Origin of the sequence: Rhizobium sp. BK313 (genome assembly GCF_014193655.1) — a bacterium.
Classification (GTDB): domain Bacteria; phylum Pseudomonadota; class Alphaproteobacteria; order Rhizobiales; family Rhizobiaceae; genus Rhizobium.
Genome location: NZ_JACHZQ010000002.1, coordinates 653,278 through 677,728 on the forward strand (window position 1 = coordinate 653,278; position 24,451 = coordinate 677,728).

At 56.3% G+C, this 24,451-nt stretch carries 21 protein-coding genes and 2 pseudogenes; 14 read left to right on the forward strand and 9 right to left on the reverse strand.

From position 1 onward, the window contains the following. Positions 1-167: 167 nt before the first annotated feature. Entirely contained in the window at positions 168-1,205 is a 1,038-nt protein-coding gene (locus FHT86_RS15330; protein ID WP_133707646.1) for a class I SAM-dependent methyltransferase, read from the reverse strand. 296 nt (positions 1,206-1,501) lie between these two features. On the opposite strand from FHT86_RS15330, the gene FHT86_RS15335 reads away from it, so the two are divergent. Beyond that, positions 1,502-3,388 carry a putative bifunctional diguanylate cyclase/phosphodiesterase gene (locus FHT86_RS15335; protein WP_246779555.1) on the forward strand — a complete coding sequence of 629 codons (1,887 nt, stop codon included), beginning with the start codon at positions 1,502-1,504 and terminating at the stop codon, positions 3,386-3,388. 6 nt (positions 3,389-3,394) lie between these two features. Here the strand turns inward: FHT86_RS15335 and ampC are convergent, their stop codons facing one another. Together ampC and bla are read right to left on the reverse strand one after the other, a co-directional pair. Continuing rightward, entirely contained in the window at positions 3,395-4,585 is a 1,191-nt protein-coding gene (gene ampC / locus FHT86_RS15340) for a class C beta-lactamase (RefSeq protein WP_133707647.1), read from the reverse strand. Positions 4,586-4,698: 113 nt separating this feature from the next. After that, the gene (bla, locus tag FHT86_RS15345; protein ID WP_133707648.1) at positions 4,699-5,580 is read right to left on the reverse strand and encodes a class A beta-lactamase; all 882 of its coding nucleotides are present in this window, start codon (positions 5,578-5,580) and stop codon (positions 4,699-4,701) included. A gap of 168 nt (positions 5,581-5,748) precedes the next feature. Between bla and FHT86_RS15350 the strand changes: the two genes are divergently transcribed. Continuing rightward, the gene (locus FHT86_RS15350; protein ID WP_133707885.1) at positions 5,749-6,642 is read left to right on the forward strand and encodes a LysR family transcriptional regulator; all 894 of its coding nucleotides are present in this window, start codon (positions 5,749-5,751) and stop codon (positions 6,640-6,642) included. 193 nt (positions 6,643-6,835) lie between these two features. Here the strand turns inward: FHT86_RS15350 and FHT86_RS15355 are convergent, their stop codons facing one another. After that, a complete protein-coding gene (locus FHT86_RS15355; RefSeq protein ID WP_133707649.1) occupies positions 6,836-7,075 on the reverse strand; it encodes a hypothetical protein in 240 nt (79 codons plus the stop codon). A 442-nt stretch (positions 7,076-7,517) separates the two neighbouring features. Here FHT86_RS15355 and FHT86_RS15360 point away from each other — a divergent pair, with 442 nt between their 5' ends. The 3 genes from FHT86_RS15360 (at position 7,518) to FHT86_RS15370 (ending at position 10,630) form a co-directional block, all read left to right on the forward strand. Next, positions 7,518-7,841, forward strand: a complete 324-nt coding sequence (locus tag FHT86_RS15360) for a DUF3307 domain-containing protein (RefSeq protein ID WP_133707650.1) — start codon at positions 7,518-7,520, stop codon at positions 7,839-7,841. Positions 7,842-8,695: 854 nt separating this feature from the next. Beyond that, positions 8,696-10,234, forward strand: a complete 1,539-nt coding sequence (locus tag FHT86_RS15365) for a putative bifunctional diguanylate cyclase/phosphodiesterase (protein WP_133707651.1) — start codon at positions 8,696-8,698, stop codon at positions 10,232-10,234. 111 nt (positions 10,235-10,345) lie between these two features. Beyond that, the gene (locus tag FHT86_RS15370) at positions 10,346-10,630 is read left to right on the forward strand and encodes an ArsR/SmtB family transcription factor (protein WP_133707652.1); all 285 of its coding nucleotides are present in this window, start codon (positions 10,346-10,348) and stop codon (positions 10,628-10,630) included. A gap of 348 nt (positions 10,631-10,978) precedes the next feature. Here FHT86_RS15370 and FHT86_RS15375 read toward each other — a convergent pair whose 3' ends face one another. After that, positions 10,979-11,734: an SDR family NAD(P)-dependent oxidoreductase gene (locus FHT86_RS15375; RefSeq protein ID WP_133707653.1), complete on the reverse strand. Its 756-nt coding sequence runs from the start codon at positions 11,732-11,734 to the stop codon at positions 10,979-10,981. A gap of 410 nt (positions 11,735-12,144) precedes the next feature. On the opposite strand from FHT86_RS15375, the gene FHT86_RS38060 reads away from it, so the two are divergent. The 6 genes from FHT86_RS38060 (at position 12,145) to FHT86_RS15400 (ending at position 16,713) form a co-directional block, all read left to right on the forward strand. Then, positions 12,145-12,276 (forward strand): ABC transporter, encoded by a 132-nt coding sequence (locus tag FHT86_RS38060; protein ID WP_133707654.1) that lies wholly within the window; start codon positions 12,145-12,147, stop codon positions 12,274-12,276. Between the two features lie 156 nt (positions 12,277-12,432). After that, positions 12,433-13,014 carry a hypothetical protein gene (locus FHT86_RS15380; protein ID WP_133707655.1) on the forward strand — a complete coding sequence of 194 codons (582 nt, stop codon included), beginning with the start codon at positions 12,433-12,435 and terminating at the stop codon, positions 13,012-13,014. A 63-nt stretch (positions 13,015-13,077) separates the two neighbouring features. Next, positions 13,078-13,665, forward strand: coding sequence for a protein-S-isoprenylcysteine O-methyltransferase (locus tag FHT86_RS15385; RefSeq protein ID WP_133707886.1), 588 nt, complete (start codon positions 13,078-13,080; stop codon positions 13,663-13,665). A 10-nt stretch (positions 13,666-13,675) separates the two neighbouring features. Beyond that, positions 13,676-14,461, forward strand: coding sequence for a hypothetical protein (locus tag FHT86_RS15390; RefSeq protein WP_133707656.1), 786 nt, complete (start codon positions 13,676-13,678; stop codon positions 14,459-14,461). Then, positions 14,458-15,348, forward strand: coding sequence for an SDR family oxidoreductase (locus tag FHT86_RS15395; protein WP_133707657.1), 891 nt, complete (start codon positions 14,458-14,460; stop codon positions 15,346-15,348). Before FHT86_RS15390 ends, FHT86_RS15395 begins: the two co-directional genes overlap by 4 nt. 264 nt (positions 15,349-15,612) lie before the next feature. Next, entirely contained in the window at positions 15,613-16,713 is a 1,101-nt protein-coding gene (locus FHT86_RS15400; protein ID WP_133707658.1) for a porin, read from the forward strand. A gap of 757 nt (positions 16,714-17,470) precedes the next feature. Here FHT86_RS15400 and FHT86_RS15405 read toward each other — a convergent pair. After that, positions 17,471-18,193 carry a hypothetical protein gene (locus tag FHT86_RS15405; RefSeq protein WP_133707660.1) on the reverse strand — a complete coding sequence of 241 codons (723 nt, stop codon included), beginning with the start codon at positions 18,191-18,193 and terminating at the stop codon, positions 17,471-17,473. A 492-nt stretch (positions 18,194-18,685) separates the two neighbouring features. Here FHT86_RS15405 and FHT86_RS15410 point away from each other — a divergent pair, with 492 nt between their 5' ends. Both FHT86_RS15410 and FHT86_RS15415 read left to right on the forward strand, forming a co-directional pair. After that, positions 18,686-19,630, forward strand: coding sequence for an aminotransferase class IV (locus FHT86_RS15410; RefSeq protein WP_133707661.1), 945 nt, complete (start codon positions 18,686-18,688; stop codon positions 19,628-19,630). Then, positions 19,623-20,624 (forward strand): methionyl-tRNA formyltransferase, encoded by a 1,002-nt coding sequence (locus tag FHT86_RS15415; protein ID WP_133707662.1) that lies wholly within the window; start codon positions 19,623-19,625, stop codon positions 20,622-20,624. Before FHT86_RS15410 ends, FHT86_RS15415 begins: the two co-directional genes overlap by 8 nt. 72 nt (positions 20,625-20,696) lie before the next feature. On the opposite strand, the gene FHT86_RS15420 is transcribed toward FHT86_RS15415, so the two are convergent. From FHT86_RS15420 to FHT86_RS38905, 3 genes and pseudogenes are all read right to left on the reverse strand, one after another. Continuing rightward, positions 20,697-20,903 carry a hypothetical protein gene (locus tag FHT86_RS15420; protein WP_133707663.1) on the reverse strand — a complete coding sequence of 69 codons (207 nt, stop codon included), beginning with the start codon at positions 20,901-20,903 and terminating at the stop codon, positions 20,697-20,699. A gap of 141 nt (positions 20,904-21,044) precedes the next feature. Then, entirely contained in the window at positions 21,045-22,340 is a 1,296-nt protein-coding gene (locus FHT86_RS15425; RefSeq protein WP_246779521.1) for a tetratricopeptide repeat protein, read from the reverse strand. A 150-nt stretch (positions 22,341-22,490) separates the two neighbouring features. Beyond that, a pseudogene (locus tag FHT86_RS38905) lies at positions 22,491-22,925 on the reverse strand (tetratricopeptide repeat protein); the annotation flags it as partial. Between the two features lie 911 nt (positions 22,926-23,836). Here FHT86_RS38905 and FHT86_RS15430 point away from each other — a divergent pair. Then, positions 23,837-24,451, forward strand: a pseudogene (locus FHT86_RS15430) (hypothetical protein); the annotation flags it as partial.

Here is a 24,451-nt window from a genome sequence, read left to right on the forward strand (position 1 = left end):
GCCGGATGAGCACTATGACCCAACTTCCCTCCGCCGGTTCCGGCGGAGGGATTTTTTTGGATGATATTGCGTATAACACTCAAGGCTGCTTGACCTACCGCGACGTTTCGATGTCGCGGCGGCGAGCCCCGCACGTAAAGCGGCAAGAGCGATGAATGCCTGCCGCGTTACGCCGCCTTTTCAATTTCGCAATAAATGATGTTGCGGTTATCCCCGAACCAGACGGATACTTTTGTCTCTGCGCTGCCGGCGCTTGCGTTGGCAATCATGCGCATATCGCTCTCCGAACGCAGAAGGAGAGGCCAATTCATGAACGCTTCCATGTAGCCGTCTACTTCGATTTCCTGCGAGAAGTTCGCAAACAAGAAGGAACCGCCGGGCTTCAGCATTTCAATGCATTTGCGCGTCAGTCTGGCGGCAACCGGAAACGTCAGATAGTCGTACAGGCCTGCAGCGTAGATGTAATCGAAGTGCCCGAGAGCGTGTTTGCCGGAAAACAGGCTTTTGACGGTACCGTCTACGGCTTCCACGCATGTTCCGGCAAAATCGCGCGCAACCGTGCCCACACTGAGCGGGTCCTGATCGAGCGCAATCCAGCGTCTGATTTTTCTTTCCCTGAGCGCAGTCGACAACGCCGCCTCGCGAAGATGGCCCGATGCCACCGCAAGGACTTCCGCCGACCCGGGGCGGTCCTTGGCGAAGTCATCCACTCTTCGTGCAAGCAGATCTCGGCGCTCTCTCACGGCGACGGATGAGGAAGCGTTTTTGGTGTATTCGTATATCGTTCTGCCCAGGTCGGTGGATGCCGCGATTTCTGTCTCCACTTTGGAATGACCGTAGATGAAGTCGAGCAGATGTGCGTCACCCGAATAGCCGCGCGGCTTATCGAACGACCACCGCGTAAAAGGATCCTGAAACAGGAAATGAGTCACGGGATGATTTTGGGCAAGGAAGACGATTTCACTCCATATGCTGGCATGAAAGCGACGGCGTATTTGATGCAGCGCATGCGATAGTCGGCTCACAACCGCGTGCGGATCCACTGTGGATCGGAACTGTTGAAGCGATAAATCCAGCGTCAGAGCAAGCTCCGCCTTGGCTGTTATCATCTGATCCGAGGGGGGAAGGTCGTTTGGCTCAGTCGGGCGAAGGATTTGACCAGGTGCAATAAGACTCTCGCCGTCGAACTTAAATCCTTGTGCCATTATGAACTCCGTTGACGCAATGTTAAGCATAAATATGTGGATGACAGAACGCGATTGGATTCTGCTCGTCAAGAGGGTATTTCTAGCAGCACGAGCTAAATTTCGTGGCCAAAACGAACGGAACTTTGGAAGCGGTGAACTCAGGTTTATCGGCAGCAATGCTCGGAGGGCGTCGCCGCATGTTCTATGAACGATTATTTTCGGAGCAGATCGCATCTGGAGTTCCCGCAAAGGCCACTTTTCTGGATGCAGACTGCGTTGTGCCGATAGAGAAGCTCCGTGGCTCCCCCTTGGAGATGAGGGCTGCGTATGCATCGGAGAATGATGCCGCCCAGCGACAATGCACACGCAAAGGCTTGTGGATGGCTGTCGCCGTCTATGTTGCCTTTGCCGCTCCTGACAGCTGGCTCATTCCGGACGTCGCGCCGCTAACGATCGCCTTGCGGTTTGTCGTTGCGGCTGTTGCGCTGATGGCCTTTGAGATTTTGAGGTTGGCGAAGGCGAAGACCGTTTGGCTGGACAGCACTTGCGCTCTGGCGCTAGTCTTGGGTTATATCGGCTGGCTTTGTCCGGCTATTACCACAAAATATGCGATGAGCATGTCCTACTACATGATCTTCGGCGCGATTTTCATGATGGGCGCAAACCTGTTCTTCAGCTTCTCGTTTCGCCTGTCTGTCCTTACGTCCGGCACGGTATTGGCTGCTTTTTTTGTGGCGCTGTATGGTTTCTTTCCATCGACGCCGGCCTACCAACTCGCCTTTGGACTGTTTTACGTTTCATGTTTCATATTCACGTCATTCGTGAACTGGCGTTTGAATGTCGAGCGCTACAACGTGTTCCTCAATGCGGTGGAGGCTCGCCACCAGCATTTGGAGGCAACAGAGCGCGGAAAGGCATTGCTGCGTCTTTCACACACTGATTACCTCACAGGCATCGAAAATAGACGCGCAATCGATCGCAGACTGGACGAGTGCTGGAGCGCTTGGAAAAACGAAGGCCGCGAATTTTCGGTCATCCTGATCGACGTCGACTTCTTCAAGCGCTTCAACGATCGCTACGGTCATCAGGAAGGTGACCGATGTCTCACTGTTATTGCCGCGACGCTTCAGAAATTGGTTGAGCGCTACGGGGGCATCATTGGTCGTTATGGCGGCGAGGAGTTCATCGTTGTCATGCCTTTACAAGCGCAGGATGAGGCAACCTATATAGCAGGAAAAATTCGACACCAAGTTGAGGCGCTTGCAATCCGGCACGAAGAGCGGCCTGACGACGCGCAGATCGTAACGGTGAGTGTCGGGGTTGCCTTTATCAGCGAACGGGCAGGGGCAAAGGTGGAATGGCTCGTGCGTGAGGCCGACCTTGCGCTCTATAGCGCAAAGGCCTCTGGCCGCAACTGCGTTCGAACATTTGACCCGACGTTGCGGCGTCCGAACGAGGACGCCGGAAAATTGGTGCCGCTGCTCGCGACAGCCATTGATCGGAGTTTAGTATCACTGGTCTATCAACCGATATTCGATCTCAGGAACGGCCAGATAAAAGCTGCCGAGGCTTTGATGCGGCTTCGTTTGCCCGATGGAACCTCCGTGCCCCCGGATATCTTTATTCCCATCGCCGAGCGGACTGGCTCGATTATCGAATTGGGTCGATGGGCGATCAAAACGGCATGTCAGGACATCCTGGCGTCCGACCGCATGTCCACGGTGAGCGTGAATGTCTCTCCGGTACAGCTCAGATCTCCGGGTTTCGCCATGAGCGTTGCAGCTATCCTGGAAGAGACTCGCGTGTCTGGGTCTCGGCTCGCACTGGAAGTCACTGAGGGCTTGGATATGGAGATGCAACCCGCGGTTCTGCAGTGTGTCGCCGATCTCCAGGCACTCGGCGTCGAGATTTGGTTGGATGATTTCGGCTCTGGTTATGCCGGATTATCCTGGCTCCGGGCGATCGAGTTCGACACCGTCAAGGTTGACCGAACCTTCCTGCATGATTGTGCCGACGAGCGTGGGCTGACCATGTTGCAAGACATGGTCGCTCTCATCCGCAATCGGGGAAACACCATCCTGGTGGAAGGCGTGGAGACCGAGGCTCAGATGTCTGTTCTCCAGAATCTCAGCATTGACCGAGTTCAAGGGTTTCATCTGGGCAGACCGGTGAGTGCAGAGTTATTGAAGATCAGTGCATAGTGCCTCTCAGCGAGCGGTCGACGAGCCAGACTGGCCGTCCAGCGCCATCAATATCTGATATCCGGCCTTCACCCGTGCCGAGATCGGATAGTTTCTGTTTGCCAATATCACGATGCCGATGCGCTTAGCGGGAACAAAGGCGACATAAGCGCCGAAACCATTCGTGGAGCCGGTTTTGTTGATCAGCACATCATCCTGCGGCTCTACAGGCGGAACAAGCTTGGTCGCTTTATTCGGCTTAAGGGCCATCTCGGGGGAATTTCCTGCAAGCAGCCGGTCGAGATCAGTCGGATAGGCATACATCTCCCATCCGAGACCCTGCGTCATGTCACCGACTTTGTAATACCCGGTGTGCGTAGCGGTGATTGCGCGTCGGAGCGTTTTGTCGAGCTTCGAGCCGTCGATATTTGCCTCGACGAACTGGATCATGTCCGCCGCGGTCGTCTTCACGCCATAGGCCTCCGAGTCGAGAGCGCCTGGCGTGACCCGAACGGGCTTGCCGTTCTTCGAATAGCCGTAAGCGTAATCGCCCATCTGATCCTGTGGAACCTTGATGTAGGTATGGGCTAAGCGGAGCGCCGGGAAGAGCGTCTGCTCCATCAGATCGTCGAAAGGCTTGCCCATGCTTCTGGCGGCGAGATAGCCAAACAGGCCGATGCTCGGGTTCGAATAAAGCCGATGCGTCCCGGCCGGATAGATCGGGCGCCAGTCTCTGTAGTAGCCGATCGTCGTTTTTTGATCGGTGACATCATCCGGGAACTGCAAGGGCAGACCGCCCGCCGTATAGGTGGCGAGATCAAGGAGGCTGATCTTGTCGAAGCTGCTGCCCGCGAGCGCCGGCAGATGCTTGCTCGCGTTGTCTGAGAGGGACAGGGTTCCGCGCAGCTGAGCGTAGGAGGCAAGGGTGGCGGTAAAGGTCTTGCTGATCGAGCCGATCTCGAGAATCGTATCCTCGGTAACTTTTTGCCCGCTTTCTTTGGATGCGACGCCATAGTTGAAGAAATAGCGCTTGCCCTCAACCGTGACCGCCACCGCCAGTCCCGGAACGTTGTTTTCCTGCATCGTGGGCCGGATCGCGTCGTTCACGGCCTGCTCGAGCCGGTTTTGGCCACCGCTCTCGGCGGCATAAGTATTGGCGGCAGAGAAAATAGAAGCACCGACGATCAGTCCGAGCTTTGGAAGGCAAATAGCTTTCATAGAAAGTCCTCGTGTTCGTGTGATCGGCCGCGCATTCAGCAATTTGCGGCCGGCAGCTCCATGGGGATTTGATTGGATTGGGTTTTGTGCGTGCCGACAGTCCGACGGCGCCATCAGATCTCAGAGGCGATCCGGCCGATATCGGCAATGACTGCGTCGCGTGCGGCGGCCGGTATCGACGGAATCTCGCAATAGGCCGTGACGATGATCGGAGCCCGATCCGGTGGCCATATGACGGCGATGTCGTTGGCGTTTCCGTACTTGTCTCCATTGGTCCCGGTTTTGTCACCAACAAGCCAGTTCTTCGGAAGGCCGGCGCGCAGCCGAGCGTCGCCCGTTTTGGTGGTGATCAGCCACGCCGCCAATTGAGAGCGCGAGGCACCGGACAGGATGTCCGTAAAAAGAAGCTTTCGCAGATTCTCCAGCATCGCTGCAGCCGTTGTGGTGTCGCGGATGTCGTCGGGCCCGTCGTGATAGTTGAGCTCGGTTTCGATGCGATCGAGACGCGAAACGTCATCGCCAAGCGTGCGGCAGAAGGCCGTCAGCGCCGCTGGTCCCCCGAAACTGGCAAGCAGCACATTTCCGGCGGTATTGTCGCTGCGGGTCACAGCCGCATCGCAGAGTTCGGCCACTGTCATACCAGGCTCACCGACGCGCGCCTGCGTTACGGGTGATCCGGACACCAGATCCTTCTTTGAGAATTTGATGCGTCGATCCAGCTTCTCTTCCCCTTTGTCGACGCGAACCAGGACAAGAGCCGCCGCCAAAGCCTTGAAAGTGCTGCACATGAGAATGCGTTCGTTCGCACGGTGCTCGATACGTTTGCCGCTCGCCAGATCGAGAATACTCACGCAAATGCGGCCGGGATGCTTGCGCTCCAGCTCGGCAAGCTTGGCGTCCGCAGCTTGCATGTTTTGGGCCAGCCCTTCCGTACTGAGTGCGGCAAGAGCAAAACTGCCGGCAAGCGTCTGCCGACGTGACAATAACATTGTCATTCCTGTCTTCCTTATCAGGTTGGTTTCAAAGAGAGGCCGGTGTCATGGACCGGCAGACGTCGCAGGGTCCGTCTGCACCTCTCGACAGGAACTATGAAGGGGAGGCTGGTCCTAGACAAACGATCAATTCTGCGCTTAGACATGAGAAAAACTTGGGCATGAATGACGATGGAAATTCCACAGCTGCCGCTTAACGCCCTGCGCGCCTTCGAAGCTTCAGCGCGACATTGCAGCTTCACACGAGCGGGATTGGAACTCCGGGTCACGCAGACCGCCATCAGCCATCAGGTAAAGGCGCTTGAAGAGGCCTTGCGTGTCACCTTGTTCAAGCGCCTTCCCCGGGGTCTTGCCCTGACGGATGAAGGGCACGCATTGCTCCCAGTGCTTACGGATGCCTTTCGCCGGATGAGCGCTACTTTGAGCCAGTTCGAGGAGGGGAACTTCCACGAGATCCTCACCGTGGGCGTGGTCGGTACCTTTGCGATTGGTTGGTTGCTGCCGCGACTAAGCGTATTCAAGCAACAGCATCCTCATGTTGATCTACGTCTCAAGACGAACAACAATCGATCCGACGTGCTGATTGACGGCCTGGACTTCTTCATCCGGTTCGGTGACGGCGCGTGGCACGGAATGGAGGCAATACATCTGATGGATGCGCCGCTTTCGCCCGTGTGCGCGCCGATGTTGCGCGAACGTCTTCGCACTCCGGCAGACTTGGCAAGTGTGGAACTGCTGCGCTCGTACCGGATTGACGAGTGGCCCCTCTGGTTCAGGGCTGCTGGGATCGATGCGCCCAGTCTTCGCGGCTGGATGTTCGATTCGTCGCTGACGCTTGTGGAGGCTGCGGCGCGAGGTGTGGGCGTTGCGCTCGTCCCGGTCGCCATGTTCCTTCAGGAGATTGAAGCAGGGCGGATCATTCAGCCTTTTGAGATTACGGCCCAGACCGGGAGTTATTGGCTGACGCGATTGAAATCACGTGCGGAAACGGCATCCATGAAGGCTTTCCGTCGATGGCTTTTGACGGAAATCGAAGGTGAGCGCGACGAACGGGTCGCACCTTAACGTCTCTGGCAGAATTAGTGCCGGTCGGCTGGTATTTTGAATTCGCACGTCGCTGCAATGGTGGGCGCGAAACGGCAGAAGGAATAAACGACGACGTTGAACGGCGTGCCGCCCTTATGTCCGCGCGGGCGGCGTAAATTCGGGCACCATGTGAAAAGGCCCGGCGCAAGGGCCGGGCCGATATAGCAAAGAACTAACGGCAAATTCGCTGTTCTGTGACCACCCTGTGGCCGTGGTGCCATTCCTTTACGACCTTTGTAAAACAGTCACGATGGTGATGGCGATAGTCCCAGTCGGCGCGCTCCTGGTAGTGATGGCGATGATAATAAGGGCCGCCGCCGGTGATAACTTCTACCGAAGCAGCTTGGGATGGAAGACTTGTGGCTGCAAGCGAAGCGAGGGCGATTGCAGAAGCGATGAGGAACTTGTTCACGGGTTTTCTCCGATTGACATTTGCTGTCCTACAACGTCGCTTAGGACGTTGATTCAAAGGTAATCCTGAGCAAATGAACCAAGCGTGACGGTAGTGTTCATCTAAGCTTCATATCAAAATCGGACTACGAGAAGGGCTTGTCGCCGAAGAGGATATCCCCTCAGGAGCAGAGGACTGATGCCCGACCGGGGCATGATCTGTTCGACGGGCCGATCCAGCAACCTCTGGGACGAGACGGATGTGTTCGATTAGATCGAATGCTTCTACAATGCGAAGCGTCGTTACTCCCATGCAGGGCTATGTCAGTTCCAACAATTTTGAAACCAAGGTGGGTTAGCTTAACCCCGTATCCGAAAAACCAGCAGCAGGCCATGACCCCGAAAGATCCATAGGCGAAAGCCAATTTAAGCTCTTTGGGGCGGCCCCAGAAAACAGGTGTCTGATGGAAGCATGGCTTACACTCTTCCTAATGCTGCTCGGTACGCATTGGATCTGCGATTACCCGCTGCAGGGCCAATTCCTCTCCGACGCGAAAGCCAAGGGCCCGCTGCGGGTCTATCATCTCATTGCCCATGCTGGCATTCACGGTGCGGGCGTCGCACTAGTGACGGGGAATGTTTGGCTCGGGCTTGCGGAGTGGGTGCTCCATACCATCATCGATGAGGCAAAGATTCGCGGTAAGACGACATTCGCTCAAGACCAGGCATTGCATATCGCGTGCAAGCTGCTGTGGCTTGTTCTGGTGATTGTGGACCACAAGCCATGACCAATTAGTCACAAGACCCCCGGAGATCACCTTGGCGCGACTGGCCAGAGGCAGCGACCCATGCGACCGGGTGTTGCCGGCCATGATGCTTGCCCTTGTCTGCTCCTATCTCGTTCCAAGAGGTGAGGGTGTCGCGGTGGAACGAAAAGCCTGCGTGTGAGGGGCGCTGGGTTTTTGTTATCTGCGCCATCGGGTTCGGGCACGCATGAAAACCGGAGCTCTGGAGAGCTAAGCTGGCCTTTGAACTATATTTTACGCCGATTTCCATTCAGTGAAATGACCATCGAGTAGTAACGGCGCGAATCCCTGGGACAAAAAAAGTGCGCGATGAAATCATTGTCGTATCGCACAAGTGAACATATGGCTCCTTAGCGTGTTTATATGCGGCTGTGAGGAGGGATTGAACATGGATTACTATGCAACTGTTGCGGTATGCGTCGCCGCCGGGTCGTTTGTCTTCACCATCATAAATATTCGCTAAAGTTGTGCTTTGAATCGCCTGTCGCTACCCGCCGTGAGCGAGAGCGGTTATACTTCTGTGGTGATGCGTATGGCAGCCTTACCGCGTCAACCGGACAGGCATGACCGACGGTAGCAGGCTTGCGGAGAAGACGTGCCGGAGCGCTGACGCGTGCCGAACGTCGCGACTAGGTTGTTCGCGCACCCCATGCCTTGGCCAAGAGGCCAAACTTGCAATAACTTTCAATCCCCAGCCACTGCGAGGCCGCAAGCCAACCCCGGTCTGCGAATGATTGTGTATTTCCGATTGATACATTACTGCCGTTCGGATTCATCGGCCGGTAAGCAAATGAAGGTATCTGACGGAATAACGCAAAGTTTTTGAGTGCCCCGCGGTGAAAGCCAAGCCCCAATTTCGCAGCCACATCGGCCTGATCCGGCTGCTCCAAGTGATCGCTATCTCAGCTCTGGCAATGGCACTTGGCCTGAGATTCCTCATCCATTTTAATCCGCATCTCAGCTTCAGCCGCATCATCATCAATCATGGGTTCGATATCGAGACACTCGTCATTGCGTTCGTTGCGACAGTTGCGGGCGTATTTCGCCTAAGAAGGGCGCGGCAACAAATCGAGGAGCATGATCAGGAGAGGGAGTCGGTCGTTGAACGCGATAGTCTCACCCATGCGTTTTCGCGCAGTCGTTTCATGGAGCTTCTCGAAGACCGATTGAGTGCAATCCGCACAAGGCAGATCGCCAGGAAGCCGACACCCGATTTCACCTTGATGCTGATCGATGTCGACTACTTCAAGCGGATTAACGACACGTTCGGGCACACGGTCGGTGACCGCGTTCTCAAAACCCTGGTTGAGGTGGCGTCGGCGCGATCGAACTGGATCGTCGGCAGAATTGGCGGCGATGAATTTGCGGTGGTCGCAGACGACACCGACTATCACTTGTTGAGCGCCGAGATCGCCAGCTTCATGGATAAGCTGCGGGAGCTGCTGAGACGCGACGATAGTCGTAGCTATGACGGCATATCGATCGGTATCGCCCAAGCACCACTCCATGCCGGCTTCGCTGACGCTCTGCTAACGCGCGCCGACGTTGCCCTTTACGAAGCCAAACGCAATGGCCGCAATCAGTTCGTTTTCTTTGATGCGGACATGCAACACAGCCAAATGCGTGAGCGTCAGATCACCCGGAATCTTCGGTCTGCCATTCTTCTCAACCATCTCGCCGTCTATTACCAGCCTGTGATCGGCAGCGACGGTGAGGTCATAGGTGCCGAAGCGCTTGTGCGTTGGCGTGATCCCATCCGAGGCGCTATCATACCACCCGATGAATTCATCCCGATCGCAGAGCAGTCCGCATTGATCGACCATCTTGGGGAGTGGGTATTTCGTCAAGTTTGCCGCGACTATGAGCGAAGCGGGTTCAAGGTGATCTCGATCAACGTTTCCGGCGCGCAATTCCTGCATGATCGTCTTGTGCCGATGCTGCGCGACGTGCTGCGCGAAACCGGATGTCGTGCCGAAATGTTCGTGCTGGAGGTGACCGAAACAGTTGGCCTCAACGCGACGCCTGCCGTTGTCGCTACCGTAAGCGAACTGAAACGCATGGGCTTCCGTTTGTCGCTCGATGACTTCGGTACTGGCAATAGCGGCTTTGCTTTCTTACGCGACATGCCGTTCGATACCATCAAGATTGACAAGAGCTACGTGCAGAAGCTCGCCGACGATCCGATTGCGCAAGTGTTCGTTTCGGGGGTGGGAAAGCTTGGCGAAACACTCGGCTTCAGGGTCATAGCCGAAGGTATCGAGACCACAGAGCATCACCAACTGGCGCGTCTTGCCGGGGCCACCGCATTTCAGGGTTATCTGTTTGGACGGCCGGAGCCTTTGAAGCCGGCAATAATCAACGCAAGTGCTGCCTAACGTTCGACAGTCTTGTGCTCGCGTGCTCACGAATGCCAAAATGGAGGGCTGGAAATTTTCCCGGCATAGCTGTATTAGATGTCCAGATCCATAAGTCTAAGGGCATCTTGCATGTTTAATATAGCCGATTCCGCTGCGCTGCTCGATGCGATGTCCAATCCTACGCGCCTGACAATCTTGAGGCTTTTGAGCCAAGGCGAAGTCCGCGTGGGCGAATTGAATGAAGCTATTGGCATGACGCAATCAGCGTTGTCGCAACATCTTAGCAAACTACGATCGAGGAACCTTGTCCAAACCCGCCGAGATGCGCAATCGATCTATTACAGATGCGAAAGTGCGGCGGTTTTGGCGATGCTGGCAACCTTGCACGAACTTTTCGCCTTTCCGGCCCTATGATCTGTTGTCGTTAGATTTTCCAGTTCCTAATATATGCGGAACGGTTGCGGAACCAAAATAGAACTATCCTAGCGGGAGTCTGAAGGATCCAGGCCGCCTTGGCATAATAAGGCGGTCCGGCGTTCAAGCTCCGGAATGCATTCGAAATCTCCTCAGGAAACGAATAGATTCTCGCGAGTTGCCAGGCCCGGTTTTCCTGTCCCTTCTTCGCTCCTTCAACGAAGCTGCGACGCTCCAGAATTCCCTTCTTCTTACTCAGTCTAAAGAGCGCTGATGTCGGACACTGACCCAGTGCGCATTCCCCGCTCCAATGCGAATGATGCACCATCAAATGGCGGGATCAAATAACTAGTGGGCGGTGTAAGCTCCGTCGACCAGATGGTGGCTTCCGGTGATGAAGCTGGCCTGTTCGGACAAGAGGAAGCACACGAGAGCCGCCACTTCTTCCGGCTTCCCGCGCCGGCCCATCGGTTGAAGCGCCGCCATGCGCCGGGTGCTGGCTAGCTCCAGGTGCTCCGATAGGAGTGGCGTTTCTATCCAGCCTGGCCCCACGGCATTGATGCGGATCCCCATTCTCGCATACTCCATCGCGGCAACCTTGGTCAGTCCAACAACCCCATGTTTGGCCGCTGTATATGCCGGTGTGGTCGGCAATCCGACAGAACCGAGAACGGAAGAGATGTTGACGATGGCGCCTCCGCCACGTTCGAGCATAGCGGCGATCTCATATTTCATGCAGTAGAAAACGCCATTTAAATTGACGTTTATCAACTTGAGCCAGCTGTCGAGAGGGTAGTCTGCCGTCGCTTTTCGGGCGCCGTCGATTCCCGCATTGTTAACCGCCAGGTGCAGGCCATCGCATGTCTGGATGGTGAACTTGACCAACTTTTCGACAGCTTCGGGGTCGGCGACATCGATCGCAAATTCATGGGCTTTGCCTCCATGCGAACGGATCTCCGTGGCGATGCGATGCGCAGCATCGAGGTCTAGATCGGCAACAACGACCTCAGCCCCTTCCTCACCGAGTTGCCGTGAAACAGCGGCGCCTATTCCGGAGCCGGCACCGGTTACAACCGCGATTTTTCCTTCGAAACCGAGCTTCATCTTATCCATCCCGTTACCTAACGCAACCTATTCGAGCATGGGCGGAGGTTTCATGCAAGACGTTTCATCAGTCGTAGAGAACGGCGACGAGCAGGACACGATGAGCCAGGGGTGATCGGCCAAACTTACTCAAATGGATGCATCCATTTGACAAACAAGGACATCGTTGACGTCTATAGCCGCGGCCCTTTGGCAACGATGGAATGACTTATCTGATGGGCTTGCGCTCGATACCGGCGGTTGCGCCACCTATGTCCGGGCCACTGTGGAATAGCTTGGCAACTGCAAACCGAATGCTGACTGTGTCCTTTCTGCACTAGGCATCGGTGTTGTTTTCTACTATTAGTGGATGCTTGATAAGTGGAGACTTGTTTTCGACAACCCCTTTGTTGTGAAGAGAGGACTACTTGATGAGCAGGATTCTAATTATGGCACTAGTTGCCTTGTTTTCGGTTGCCAGCCTGAACGCCTGTGGGTCGATTGGTAAAGGCAAGGGGAAGGCTCCGCCACCCGCTGAAACAGCGGCGCCTGTATATAAGTAACAACTGACCTTTGTCGGGCGTAAAGGGCAAAGGCTCATTGCGCCCGACATGGTATCCGGCGGGACTGGTATAGCGGCTCACTGCACGACCAAGAGTGGTTGGTAGGTTGCTTTCCAGGTTTGCGCTCATCAGGGCTTGAAAGATGGAGCATGGGTGATGACGCTTGGAAGAGGCGGTCTATCGCTTGTAATAATGCTGGCGTTTGTAGTTTCATCATGCCAGACGGAAGACAAAAGTCCCCAACCACATTACATGTCGGACGCTCGTGGCCAGTCAAAGGTCGCGACGACCAATAACAAGTCCAGCGGGCGCTTTATCGAGTTTCGCTCGCGCTACGCGCTCACCTATGGGCACACCTATGTTATATTCGGGCGCGCGGACGCGAATGGAAATATGATCGAAAGGGAGGTTGCAGGCCTTGCGCCGGCCTCGCCTGATGCCGCGCCCTACGTCATTGGCCATTTCGTGCCGGTGCCGGCTACGACCGGGGAAACCGACGGTGACCTGGAAGAGCAGTATAGGTCGGCAAGCTGGCGGGTTATGCTCACGGACGCCAAATACGAGGATGCGGTAGCGTATATCCGCAAACTTCAGGCGAGAAGCAAACTGTGGGAGGCGTCGGTCTACAATTGCAACGCCTTTGTTGGGGACATCGCGCGACACATGGGGTATAAGACCCCCGGCATCTGGCTCAGGCCGCAACAATTCATTACAGATCTGAGAGAGATGAACAGTTAAACGCGATCGGGCAACCAAAATCGATCGCATATCGCAGAAAGGCTTCGGTGACTTGATTTGAGCATATCGGTAGCTGCTGTTGGCGAGATCGTGTGGGTGCTCGGCGTCGTCACCTGGTATGTTATTCGGTATCCTTTCGAGCGCCGCGCCAAGCGCGTGCGAGTTGTCAGCAACCGCCGCTCGCTTTCTGAGGCGGTGGGGCTTGCATCTGCTCTCCTCGGCCTCGCGATCTTGCCCGGCTTCTACGTTGCCACCGGCATCCCGGCTGCGGCCGATTATCCGACGCGCCCGTGGGCCGTCGTCGTCGGAGCGATATTCTTCATCGCCGCAATGTGGGTCTTTCGCAGAACCCACAAGGAATTGGGTCGGAACTGGTCTATTACGCTGGAGATTCGCGACCAGCACGAACTGGTCTGCGGCGGGCCATACGCTCTCGTCCGCCACCCGATGTACACCTCTTTCCTGCTTATGGGCCTGGGTCAGGCCTTTCTGCTGTCGAACTGGGTGATGGGGCTAGCAGGCTTGGTCGGTTTCGCAATCCTTTTTTTCCTACGGGTGGACAAGGAAGAGCGTATGATGTTGGACGTCTTCGGCCAGCGCTATCGCGCCTATATGGAGAAGACCAAGCGAATTATCCCTTATCTCTACTAGAGGTGCATTGATGCAAGGCCGAGCCATCAAGCTTTCGGCGCCACGACGCCTTGTCGGGGACCTTATGAGGTTCTCGATCGGAGTGCCACGGGTCACGGTGCAGCGGCAGATGAACCTCGGCCCGCTCCAAAAGGCCAGAATGGCGCAGCAAAGCAGGTCTTCCTGGACCGTACTTTTCTTGAAGGGATACGCGCTTCTCGCCGCGGAGATACCGGAACTACGGCGCGCTTACGTCAAGTTTCCGAGGCCACACCTGTATGAGTACCCAGTAAGTGTTGCTTCCATTGCGCACGAGCGCGAGTACGAGGGTGAGCGGGTCGTGCTGCTGAGCTCCATCAAGTCGCCGGAGACCTGCTCCATTGCCGAACTGGAGGCATCGATCCAGGCGGCGCGATCGCGTCCAGTCCTGGAGATCAAGGAGTTCCGGCGAGCCTTGAAGATTGCCCGCGCTCCAGCGCCGGTCAGATGGCTATTGATGTGGCTTGGGCTGAATATCGGGCGGAAGCGGGGCCGCTTTTTCGGCACTTTCCAGCTTTCGGTCTATTCCGGCCTCGGGGCAGAATCCCTCAACCCCCTGACGCCCTTGACTACGCTTCTCAACTACGGGCCGATCAACGAGGATGGATTGGTCACTGTTCGTATCCACTATGACCACAGGGTCATGGATGGAGCCAATGTTGCGCGAGCACTGGAGCGATTCGAAAGGATCTTGAACGGCGACGTGGCTGGTGAAGTGAAAAGCCTTGCTCAAAGCGGAGCGGTTCCCAGCCCCGCAGCTTCAGGGACGGCAATATGATCCTGCAAGATAAGTTCCGGCCGGCTGTCGTTGTCGTCGGTGCGTCCCGTGGTATTGGTAGGGCAATCGCCAAAGTCGCGGCTGGCGAGCGTTCTGCAGTCGTATTAGTTGCGCGTTCGCCGGAGGGCCTGGCCGCTGCCGCGACCGACGTGCGGGAGGCTGGCGGCGAGGCGTTTACGCTTGAGTTGGATCTCTTTGCCGGCGACGCGTCGGAGCGTCTGGAGAATTTCCTATACACAAACGGTCTGATTTGCGATGTCCTGGTCAACAGTGCCGGTTATGGTTTGCGTGGCCCGGCAACGGCACTCCCCATCGATGATCAACTTGGAATCATTGATGTCAACATACGCGCCCTCAGCGACCTGACCCTTCGTTTCCTGCCGGGAATGGTGAGGCGGGGGCGTGGCGGCGTGCTCAATCTTGGTTCCATAGCCGGGTTCACTTCCGGGCCAAACATGGCTTTATACTATGCCAGCAAAAATTTCGTTCGCTCGTTTTCGGAAGCGCTCCATCACGAATTGCGTCGCACCGGCGTGATTGTCACATGTGTGGCTCCGGGACCGGTGTCGACAGAATTCCTCGAAAGATCCGGCGCCGATCGGGCGGCGCTATTCAAGATTTTGCCCAAGCTGGACGCGGAGTATGTAGCCAAACGCGCGTGGCGCGGGTTCAGATCCGGTCGTCGCCTCGTCGTGCCGGGCATTTCGGCCAAGCTGGCAGCTCTTGTGATCGCGTTCTTGCCTTCCGCAGTTCTGCTGCCCCTCATCGGCCGGTTGCAACGCAGAAGCAAAGATCCATGTCTTTGCGGTTCGGGCAAAAAATACGTGGAATGTTGTGGTGCCCGCCAAATCCAGCCACGCCACGACCCCCGGCAAACCACGCATTAGAAATCGCTGATTGGTTTTGATCGAAAAGACTAATATAATCCATCTGGCCTGATCCAACGTGAATCGACCTCGAAGTTGCGATGCTTCAGCAACACAGGCTAATGTGCGTGTTGTCACATATTGTCACGTTCTTGCAAACGAAAGGTCGCAACTACATCCTGCCTGGCAGAAGCTTGGCGCTTCGGATTGAGGACTGAAACTTGGTGTCGGACGAGCTTTTTCTGCTTGATAATCGCACAAGTTCAAATCAAGAACGGAGTTACAATGAACATCAAGAGCCTGCTCCTCGGCTCCATTGCCGCGCTTGCAGCCGCATCCGGTGCTCGTGCGGCCGATGCCGTTGTTGCTGCCGAGCCGGAGCCGCTCGAATATGTTCGCATTTGTGATGCATTCGGCGCCGGTTATTTCTTCATCCCGGGTACTGAGACCTGCCTTCGGATCGGCGGCAAGGTGCGTACCGAAGGTCAGTGGAAGGACCCTTACAATCGCGATAGCGATTTCGGTACAAAGTGGCATACCCGTGCAGAATTGAACGTCAACACGGCAACCGATACCGAATACGGCCCGCTGAAGACCGACACCATCGTTCGTTGGGATTGGAATGACGGCGGCAGCACCAGCACAACCCTGCTATGGGCCTATATCAATCTTGGCGGCTTTACTGTTGGTAAGACGGATTCACAGTACAACCAGTTCGTTGGTTACGCCGGCGACGTCATCCAGGACGACGTAATCTATGACGGCCCGTACGAACTCAACCAAATGACCTACAACTACGATGCCGGCAACGGCTTCACGGCTGTAATTTCGCTCGAAGACACCAACTCCAGCTCCGATAGCACCGCTTATGGCGGTGCTTGGCAATTGTCCGAGGCCGACCACTATCTTCCGAACGTTGTTGCAGGTGCTGGCTATAAGGCCGACGCATGGTCCTTCAGGGTTGTCGGCGGATATGACTCAATCGTCGAAGAAGGCGCCATCAAGGCTCGTATCGACGCCGATTTCGGCATATTGTCGGCCTTCCTGATGGGCGGCTGGAACACGGACGGCAGCAAGCTCAACCAGTATGCCGGTTCGAACCAGAACGTCTCTGCTTGCACCACCTCTGATGGCATTGTTCACGGCGCGGATTGCGGCTGGGGTGACTGGGCGGTTTGGGGTGGCGTTGGCGTACCGCTCAATGACAAGCTGAAGTGGAACCTGCAGCTCGCCTACACGGATTCCAAGATGTTCGAAGCAACGACGAACGTAAAGTTCAACCCGGTCAAGAACCTGCTCATAGAGCCGGAAGTCACCTACGTTCATTACGACCTACCGGGCGATGACACCTTCTCGGGCATTCTCCGCTTTGAGCGCACGTTCTAACCTGATTTGATTTGGCTTAACCTCCGATCAAAGAACGAGGGCCTGGTATTTCCGCCGGGCTTTTTGTCTGTTCGGGATCGATTCAAGACTTTGCTCAGTTACCCGCACCCACCAGCAAGAGCAGTGCGGAAGCAACGGCGAAACGAACTGAGGCTCAGTCCTGCTCGGCAAATGAGCCTGTTCGCAGACCACGAACGGTCATTTCAGCGCGGAGCGCCGGTGAGTTAGCATTCTGTCATGAACGCGATGTGAAAGAAGGACTATGGGATTTCTACCGGCAGCGGCTCGCAGCCTACGAAAGGAAACCCTATGAAGAAGATCATTGTACTCGCGACAATTGGGATGTTTTCTACGAACGCGATGGCCATGTCCACGTACGATTCCAAATCGTTGACCTGTTCGGCCATACACGAAAAGATCGCCCGGGAGGGCTCGGTGGTGCTGAGATATCCCTCACGTCGCCCAGGTCTCATGATGTACAACCGATACGTCTCGAATTCGAAGTCATGTCTAGGACAAGGTGTAATGGGCAGCGTCAGCGTCCCGACCAGCGACAATCCGAGCTGCAAGATGAAGACTTGCAACTTCACCACAGGCAAAGGATCAACCAAGAACCACTGAAGTGAGAGAATGAGGCGCCATTTTTGTTAGGCCATTCAAGCCAAACAGCACTGGCTGCCATGGCAGGATACGACAATTTGTCCCGCGGCCGCGCCAGAAACCTGGCCTGCACGGTCAATCCCTTTATCGCTTGCCGTTAAGATACAGAGTTGTAGTCACCGCTGACGATCATTTCGTTCCGTTTCGCGCCTGCGTTATTCTCAAAAAGACACTCAAGCACACAGTCGACGAATGCGTTGATATCGGGCTGGGCGGTTACGGTGGACTCCGGATCTGCGATGTCCATCAAGGCACGGTCTCTGTGTCGCGACGCCAGATGGTCAGCGGCACTTTGGTCGTTCAAGCACACAGGCAGCGTCTTCAGCCCTCTGCGTATGAGAAGGCCAGATATCTGCAAATGGGTGCTGGGACCGAGTGTTGCCGGGTCGTCGACCAGGAAGACCGCACGATGCAACGAACGGCGGCGGTGGTTCGAGAGAATTTCCAGCAGCTCAATGGTTTTGGTCACGAGTGAAATGTCGACGCTGCTCGGACGAAGGGGGATTAGCGTCAGGTCCGCGAAGCTGAAAGCTAAGGCCGTTGTTTGATCCGTAGCGTCCGACACATCGACAACAAGATGGTGATGCAATGCTCTCAAGCGGCGCAGATCATCGATAAATTGCCGGCTCGAAAGCTGACGTTGCGAGGCACTTCCCATTGGCTCTTTGAATACGGCATTCGCTTCGCCGGGGTGGCCTTGTCCCCAACAGTCATAAAGAGCAGTGCTCTCGCCCTTCGATATCAATTGTGTCGCCACCAGGTTGGCGGCGATACGGCCGACGCGACCCACGCCGCCGTCCGCAAAGCAGATTACCGCCAACGGTCTTTCCTCATTGCCCGTTTTCCAATCAACTCGACAGCAACATGTCGATGGGCGTCGTCATGACAGATTGATGATGAATTTATGACATCCAAGATATTAACAATGGGAAAATGAAGTACACCCAATATAACAAAGCCCGATGGATTGGTTGGGTAGCCGGCGCGCCGGACAGGCTTTGACGCGGCTAGATCACCGGCGAATCGCGCGGCCTCGGACGATACCTGTGGCGGTTTCTGTGCCAAGGCACGTTGCCAATGCTTCAAATTGCCATTGCGAACGGTTGAAACGCCCTGATCGGGTTCTATCCTTGGCAACTCTGCGTAGTCGAATTGCTTAGTGCAATCCTCCTTATGCCTTATTGCTCCGTGGCTGCATTAGAGACTATTCTCATGTACCGGCGGCGGCTGATGTCACGCTGTCAGCATTCATGCCTCGGCGACCCAAGGTAGGTCTAGCCGCCGGACCATATAAAGTTGGGGCAAGCGTCACATGGCGAAGCTGCAGCAGCCGAAGTTCGTGTTCATGAGGGGTGGGTTGAGGCCTTGGGCCGACGCCACGCTGCATGTCGGCTGCGAAGCCGTGACCCGCAACGTCAACGTTTTCGAGGGTCTCAAGGGCTACTGGCAGCCGAGCGGCAACTTCGGGATCGTCCAGCTTCGGAAGCATTATGAACGCTTGCACCGCTCCGCGCGCCTGCTGCACATTCCCTTCGAAACGTCGCTTGACGCGTACCGCGATGCCCTTGCCGAGCTCAGTGAGGCACTGATTGAACCGGACCGCGACATGTGGTTCCGCACGACGCTCTTTGCCGTGGAGGGCCATTGGGGCGAGGGTACGGTGGCGGATCTTGTCGTTACCGCCTACCATCAGGAGCAAAAGGCCCCGGAACCGATCGACCTAGGCGTCAGCACCTGGCGTCGCAGTCCGGACGATTCGCTGCCGGCTCGCATCAAGGCTGGCAGCAATTACCAGGTCGCGCGCGTGGCGCGCATTGAGGGCCAGGCCCGCGGCTGCCAAGACATGGTGCTATTGAACCATTTCGGCCGCGTCGCCGAGGCGACGGGCTCGTGCCTTGTCATGGTCCGCAATGGGACGATCGTTACGACCCCCGCCACGGAGGGAGCGCTCGAGAGTATCACGCTTGACATAGTCGAGATGTTGGCGCGTTCCGCCGATATCCCGTTCGAGCGCCGGCCGATCGACCGGACCGAGTTGCTGATTGCCGACGAGATCGCCCTTTGCGGTACGTTGGCGGAACTGGTGCCCGTGAAGTCAATCGACGGTTTGCCGCTCGATCCGAAGTCGCCGATCCTCAAATCCCTCCAGGAGCGGTATTTCCGCGTTGTCCGAAACCTTGAGCGGCTGCCCGGTGTCGAGCTGTCTGTCGTCGCGACGCGGGCTGTCGCCGATCAGGGGGCGGCGGCCAGTGCCTGACGTGGCGGTACGGGTTGTTCTTTTTCTCAATAACTGGGGCGGCTTTGAAGTCGCGCGCTGGCTTCGGCAGCGTGGCGAGACCATCGTCGGCCTCGTGCTCCAGCCCGCCGAGGAGCGGCGCTTTGGCGAGGAGATTCTCGGCGCGCTGCAAATGCCTGCCGACAGGATCTGGCTCTCCACCCAGCTGCGCGACCAAGAGACCCTGATGCAGCTCAAGGCGCTCGATCCCGACATTGGCATTTCCGCGTTCTTCGGCGCCATCCTCAAGCCGTCCCTGCTGGAGATCTTTCCGAAGAGGTGCATCAACCTGCATTCGGCGATGCTGCCCTATAATCGTGGCTGGCATACCAATGTCTGGCCAATCATAGACCGCACGCCGGCCGGCGCGACCATCCACTATATCGATTCCGGCATCGATACCGGCGATGTCATTGCCCAGCGTCATGTCGCGGTTGAGGCAACCGATACGGGCGGTCTCCTGCATGAGAAGATTACGCGCGGCCTCGTTGACCTGTTCAAGCAGACTTGGCCGGACATAAGGCGGGGCACGAACACGTGCCTGCCACAGGACCATCGGAATGCGACCATCCATAAGAAGGCCGAACTCGCCGCGCTCAGCCGCATCGATCTCGGCCGCCGCAATCGCGCCGGCGACCTGATCAACATCTTGCGTGCCCGCACCTACCCGCCCTATCCCTCTGCCTATTACATGAGCGGCGATCGCGCTATTTACGTTCGTCTGCAGTTGCTGCGCGAGGCCAATCTCGACGCGCTTGGCGTATCGCGGGAGCGCCGGCACTCCTTCCCTAAAATCGTTAGCGACGCCAAGTACACGACCGAAGACTTGCTGACGTTGCTCGGCATCCACGACGCCTCCGGCCACTATTTCGCCGTCCTGTTGGATGAGAGCGGACCGGTCTTCGTCCGCGCTCGCCTCGTCGACGAAAGCGAGTTCGACACGCAGGCCTTGCCAGCGTGGATGTCGATTGCCTGACGATCGAGCGAGAGCGAGCGTTCCTCGGCATCGAATCGGGCACTGTCATGGCGCATATGAAAGCGACTACAGCTAAATCCTATGTACCAGTCCGAGCATTGTGAATGAATCGATTTGATCGCGAGTTGCGCCTACGGGCGCCATGAAGCGCGCCGTTTTCCCTGCTTCGCAAATAGCCTTGACGGCGTTCAACGCCGCCTCGTAGGTTTGATGCTCTTCAGAGCCTTCTGCGGAAAGCCCGTCTTCCGCGTAGCTCTCGATATACCATGTCCCTGACATCCGCTCTCCTCCGTTTTGCCTCAGGCGAAGATTGTAGGGTACCGGGAGATGTCAAGAAGGAATTGGTATCGCACTGAAACCAGCGCCACGGTATTTCGTTCTCGTTCGCAGAACTCCGGCGCGGCGCGTCTCGGCCTCATCTTATCGGACCAATCGCCTTTGAGATCCAACTTCGCTGGCATTCGACCACTGTGATGGTGAGCACTCCACGGATCGTTGAGTGTTCTTCGCTCGCTGCTCCAACAGCCGTTCGAATGCATGCTTGATCCTCATCACATGCGGCGTCTTATATTCGAAACCCGTGTTGTGAAGGTGTATCAACATAGAAGCGTTGACCTCGAACACGACAACCCGGCCCTCAGAATCCAGGGAGCAATCGATGCCGAAGTAATCGAGCCCAACCTCTCGCCGGATCGCATCTAGCGCTGCCATGGCCTTCGTCCCGAAGACTTCATGGGGCCGTTCGAGGAACGCCTGCTCCTCTCTGCGCGTCCACTCGAGATCAGCCATACGAGTTGACACGTGATGGACTTTCCAAACATCTCCGATTGCCAGATGATAAGGGAGGATTTCGTCGCCGACGAAGATGAAGCGATACTTGCGGTAAAAGCCGTCGGCTGACCTATAATCGAAGAAGTCGGTGAGATAGAGCGGTCGATCGCCCGCCTCCTTGGCAAATGCCCGCAACTCCTGGAGCGTGGAGATCAACTCCATCTTATCACCCCCATGCGTGCCTGCGTGGCGGGCGATGAGATTGAAACTCGGGAGACTATTGCTGGAGAGGAACTGGTGCAATGCGGCCGCGTCCAAGCGGATGGTGGCCGGCACGACCGTTCCGGCGATTCCTGCGAGCCGCTGCGCGATGCTCTCGCGATCAGTGCCGAGGATCAATTGCGGATGATTGATCACCGGCTTTTCAAGGGAATCGACGAAATTCGCCACCTGTTCAACAATATCTCGTCTGAGATCGGCCTCTGAAACCAGATTGACGATCACGTCTGCATTGACGAGTTGCGGATCGCAACGATGGCCTGGCAGGATGAGGACGACATCGGCGTCATAGCAGCTGTCACTGATGAGATCTTCATAGGGTGTGTTGCCGGAAAGCGGCGAAAAGAGCAGCAGCGCCTGAAAACGCGCGGGCTGGTGTCGTGCTCGGTAACTGCGAGCCACGCCCTTGGCCGCGACGCGGCGAAAGCAGTCATATGCTTCCTCGGTGTTGCCGAGCTCCTGTTCGATGCCGGCACAGAACAGCAGTGCATCATTATTGTCTGGCTCAACACGCAATGCGGCACGCACATGCGCCAGGGCAACCTCCTTCTGCCCTGTCTGCTTAAGAGCATATCCCTTGTTGTAGAGACATTGAAAGTTGGTGGGCGAGACTTCCAGCCCTCTGTCGTAGGCTGATATCGCGTGCCCGAGGTCGTCGTGCTTCATGCAAAGATCGCCGAAAAGCAGCCAGGACGACACATCGTTCGGCGCTAACTGACAACAACGCATGGCAGACAAGGCCGCCCCCGAAACGTCGCCAAGCCCCGACAGAACCTGGCAGCGTTTGGTGAACGCCAGGACATAGTCGTCCTGGAGTTCGATCGCCTTGTCGAGGCTCGGAAGTGCCTCGCGCAAACGTCCAAGCTGCGCTAGCAAGGCGCCATGATGATACCAGGCAGTCGCATGGTTCCAACGGAATACCAGGGCCGCCTCGTAGCACTGCAGGGCCCGGACAAGATCGCCTGTAGCCTGGCAAGACAGGCCGAGGCCCGAGATCCCCTGGGCGTCACCGGGATTGACGGCAAGAACTGCTTCGAACCAGGGAATGGCTTCCTGCGGTTTATCGCTATGCAGCAATAGATAGGCGAGCGTGTTGCAGGCCAACGGCTGCGATCGGATAAGGTCCTGCACAGACAGCAGGCTATTGATAGCTTCGTGGCTGTTCCCCGATGCCATCAGGTCGGAAACCTGCTTTAGAATTCCGACGAGTGCTGCCGGTGAGGGCGAGGCGACGTCTGGCGACAAATTCATATGCGTCAACTTTCAGTAAAGGAAAGCGAGGGCATTTCCAAAATGAACTCGGCATGACTGGCTTGGTTGCGGTCTTCGATATTCAAGCCCGACGATCGTTCAACACATGCACGTCGGCTGCGAAATCAGAACTCATTGGTAAGCCGGCGTCTGCCAGCGCAACGAAGATCGATGCACGTTGGTTACTGCCTGCTCTGGAACTCGGGAATTGCAGACAACGAGCTTCCTGCTCACCGCTTTTGGCGCTGCAGTATCAAAGAGGCCAGATGTATCGGATAAAGACAATTGGTAATTACAAATATTACACAAAATTAATCATATAATCTCCGATGCTTGCAGGCAATTACAGTACCTCTTGGAAATTGTATTTCCGATAAATTTGCATATCGATAGTAGTTGTCTGGCGATGCATGAACGCATACGTTGGTAATACACAACGATCGGACGGCATATGCGCGGCAGCCATCAACTTTTGGCTGTCTCTTTGCTTGTTTATGTGCTCGGATCAACGGCAATTGTGAATGCGGCGAAGACACGGCTCAACAACGGCGGCCATTGGTGCCGAATCGTTTTCGCTTCGTCGCATTGACCTCCACCAATCACGCCAAGCGCTATGGTCTCTATCACAGGAAGGGTACGATCGCGATCGGCCCAGGTGGCTTGGGGACACTGCTTGCGACCTACTCGCGCAAGCCTCGGATCAGCTGTCCCTGTTATAGATGTTAACAAGAAGACATCCTGGCGATAAGCGCGGGAAATATTTAAACAAAAGCAATTAGTTAGTTCGAAACTGCGTTTATTCCTGCATCTCTGTAACCATCGCCAGCCGGCTATCCGAAAGCCACTGCAGCTGCCTAATCCGGCAGCGCGAACAAGGCGAAATCACGCTAACATTTGTGGAACGCTCGTCTATGACTTCAATTATTTCTTCTCTGCCCGTCAATCTGATCCGGTCTCTCCCCACTGCCACGATCGCTTCTCTGAGCACGGACGAGGTTGCAGCACTGGGCACTAACCAAATCAACGCGCTTACCTCAGCCCAGATCGCCGCGTTGGATACGCAAGATGTTGCTGTTCTTACCTCGAAGCAAATGAACGCCATATCGGCAAGCGCCATAGTGGGCTTGGGGCTAGACCAACTGGCCGTTCTATCGTCGGTCCAGATTGGGGGGCTTTCCACGACCGAAGTGAAAGCGCTGACGTCCAGTCAGATCGCGGCATTGTCGACGACGCAGATTGGTTCATTGACGACGACGCAGATCGCCGCTTTCTCTGCCGCAGAGGTTGGTGCGCTGTCGTCGCAGGATATCGCGACGTTGTCGAGCGACCAGATCGGTGCCATCAGCGCGCTGGCCCTGTCGAAGCTTTCCACGGCCAATGTTGCGTTACTCTCCACTGCCACGGTCGCCGCGTTGAAGACGGCGCAGATTGCGGCGCTGACATCCAGTCAGATCGGTGCGCTCACGACCGGTCAGATCCATGTTTTGAGTTCGGCGCAGATGAGCGTTCTGAGCGCAATGCAGGTT

What these genes read in the sequence shown, in the direction of transcription:
- FHT86_RS15330 (WP_133707646.1), bottom strand. Translation starts at nt 1,205, where the DNA reads ATGGCACAAGGATTTAAGTTCGACGGCGAGAGTCTTATTGCACCTGGT.
- FHT86_RS15335 (WP_246779555.1), top strand. Translation starts at nt 1,502, where the DNA reads ATGAGGGCTGCGTATGCATCGGAGAATGATGCCGCCCAGCGACAATGC.
- ampC (WP_133707647.1), bottom strand. Translation starts at nt 4,585, where the DNA reads ATGAAAGCTATTTGCCTTCCAAAGCTCGGACTGATCGTCGGTGCTTCT.
- bla (WP_133707648.1), bottom strand. Translation starts at nt 5,580, where the DNA reads ATGACAATGTTATTGTCACGTCGGCAGACGCTTGCCGGCAGTTTTGCT.
- FHT86_RS15350 (WP_133707885.1), top strand. Translation starts at nt 5,749, where the DNA reads ATGGAAATTCCACAGCTGCCGCTTAACGCCCTGCGCGCCTTCGAAGCT.
- FHT86_RS15360 (WP_133707650.1), top strand. Translation starts at nt 7,518, where the DNA reads ATGGAAGCATGGCTTACACTCTTCCTAATGCTGCTCGGTACGCATTGG.
- FHT86_RS15370 (WP_133707652.1), top strand. Translation starts at nt 10,346, where the DNA reads ATGTTTAATATAGCCGATTCCGCTGCGCTGCTCGATGCGATGTCCAAT.
- FHT86_RS15375 (WP_133707653.1), bottom strand. Translation starts at nt 11,734, where the DNA reads ATGAAGCTCGGTTTCGAAGGAAAAATCGCGGTTGTAACCGGTGCCGGC.
- FHT86_RS38060 (WP_133707654.1), top strand. Translation starts at nt 12,145, where the DNA reads ATGAGCAGGATTCTAATTATGGCACTAGTTGCCTTGTTTTCGGTTGCC.
- FHT86_RS15380 (WP_133707655.1), top strand. Translation starts at nt 12,433, where the DNA reads ATGACGCTTGGAAGAGGCGGTCTATCGCTTGTAATAATGCTGGCGTTT.
- FHT86_RS15390 (WP_133707656.1), top strand. Translation starts at nt 13,676, where the DNA reads ATGCAAGGCCGAGCCATCAAGCTTTCGGCGCCACGACGCCTTGTCGGG.
- FHT86_RS15395 (WP_133707657.1), top strand. Translation starts at nt 14,458, where the DNA reads ATGATCCTGCAAGATAAGTTCCGGCCGGCTGTCGTTGTCGTCGGTGCG.
- FHT86_RS15400 (WP_133707658.1), top strand. Translation starts at nt 15,613, where the DNA reads ATGAACATCAAGAGCCTGCTCCTCGGCTCCATTGCCGCGCTTGCAGCC.
- FHT86_RS15410 (WP_133707661.1), top strand. Translation starts at nt 18,686, where the DNA reads ATGGCGAAGCTGCAGCAGCCGAAGTTCGTGTTCATGAGGGGTGGGTTG.
- FHT86_RS15420 (WP_133707663.1), bottom strand. Translation starts at nt 20,903, where the DNA reads ATGTCAGGGACATGGTATATCGAGAGCTACGCGGAAGACGGGCTTTCC.
- FHT86_RS15425 (WP_246779521.1), bottom strand. Translation starts at nt 22,340, where the DNA reads ATGAAGCACGACGACCTCGGGCACGCGATATCAGCCTACGACAGAGGG.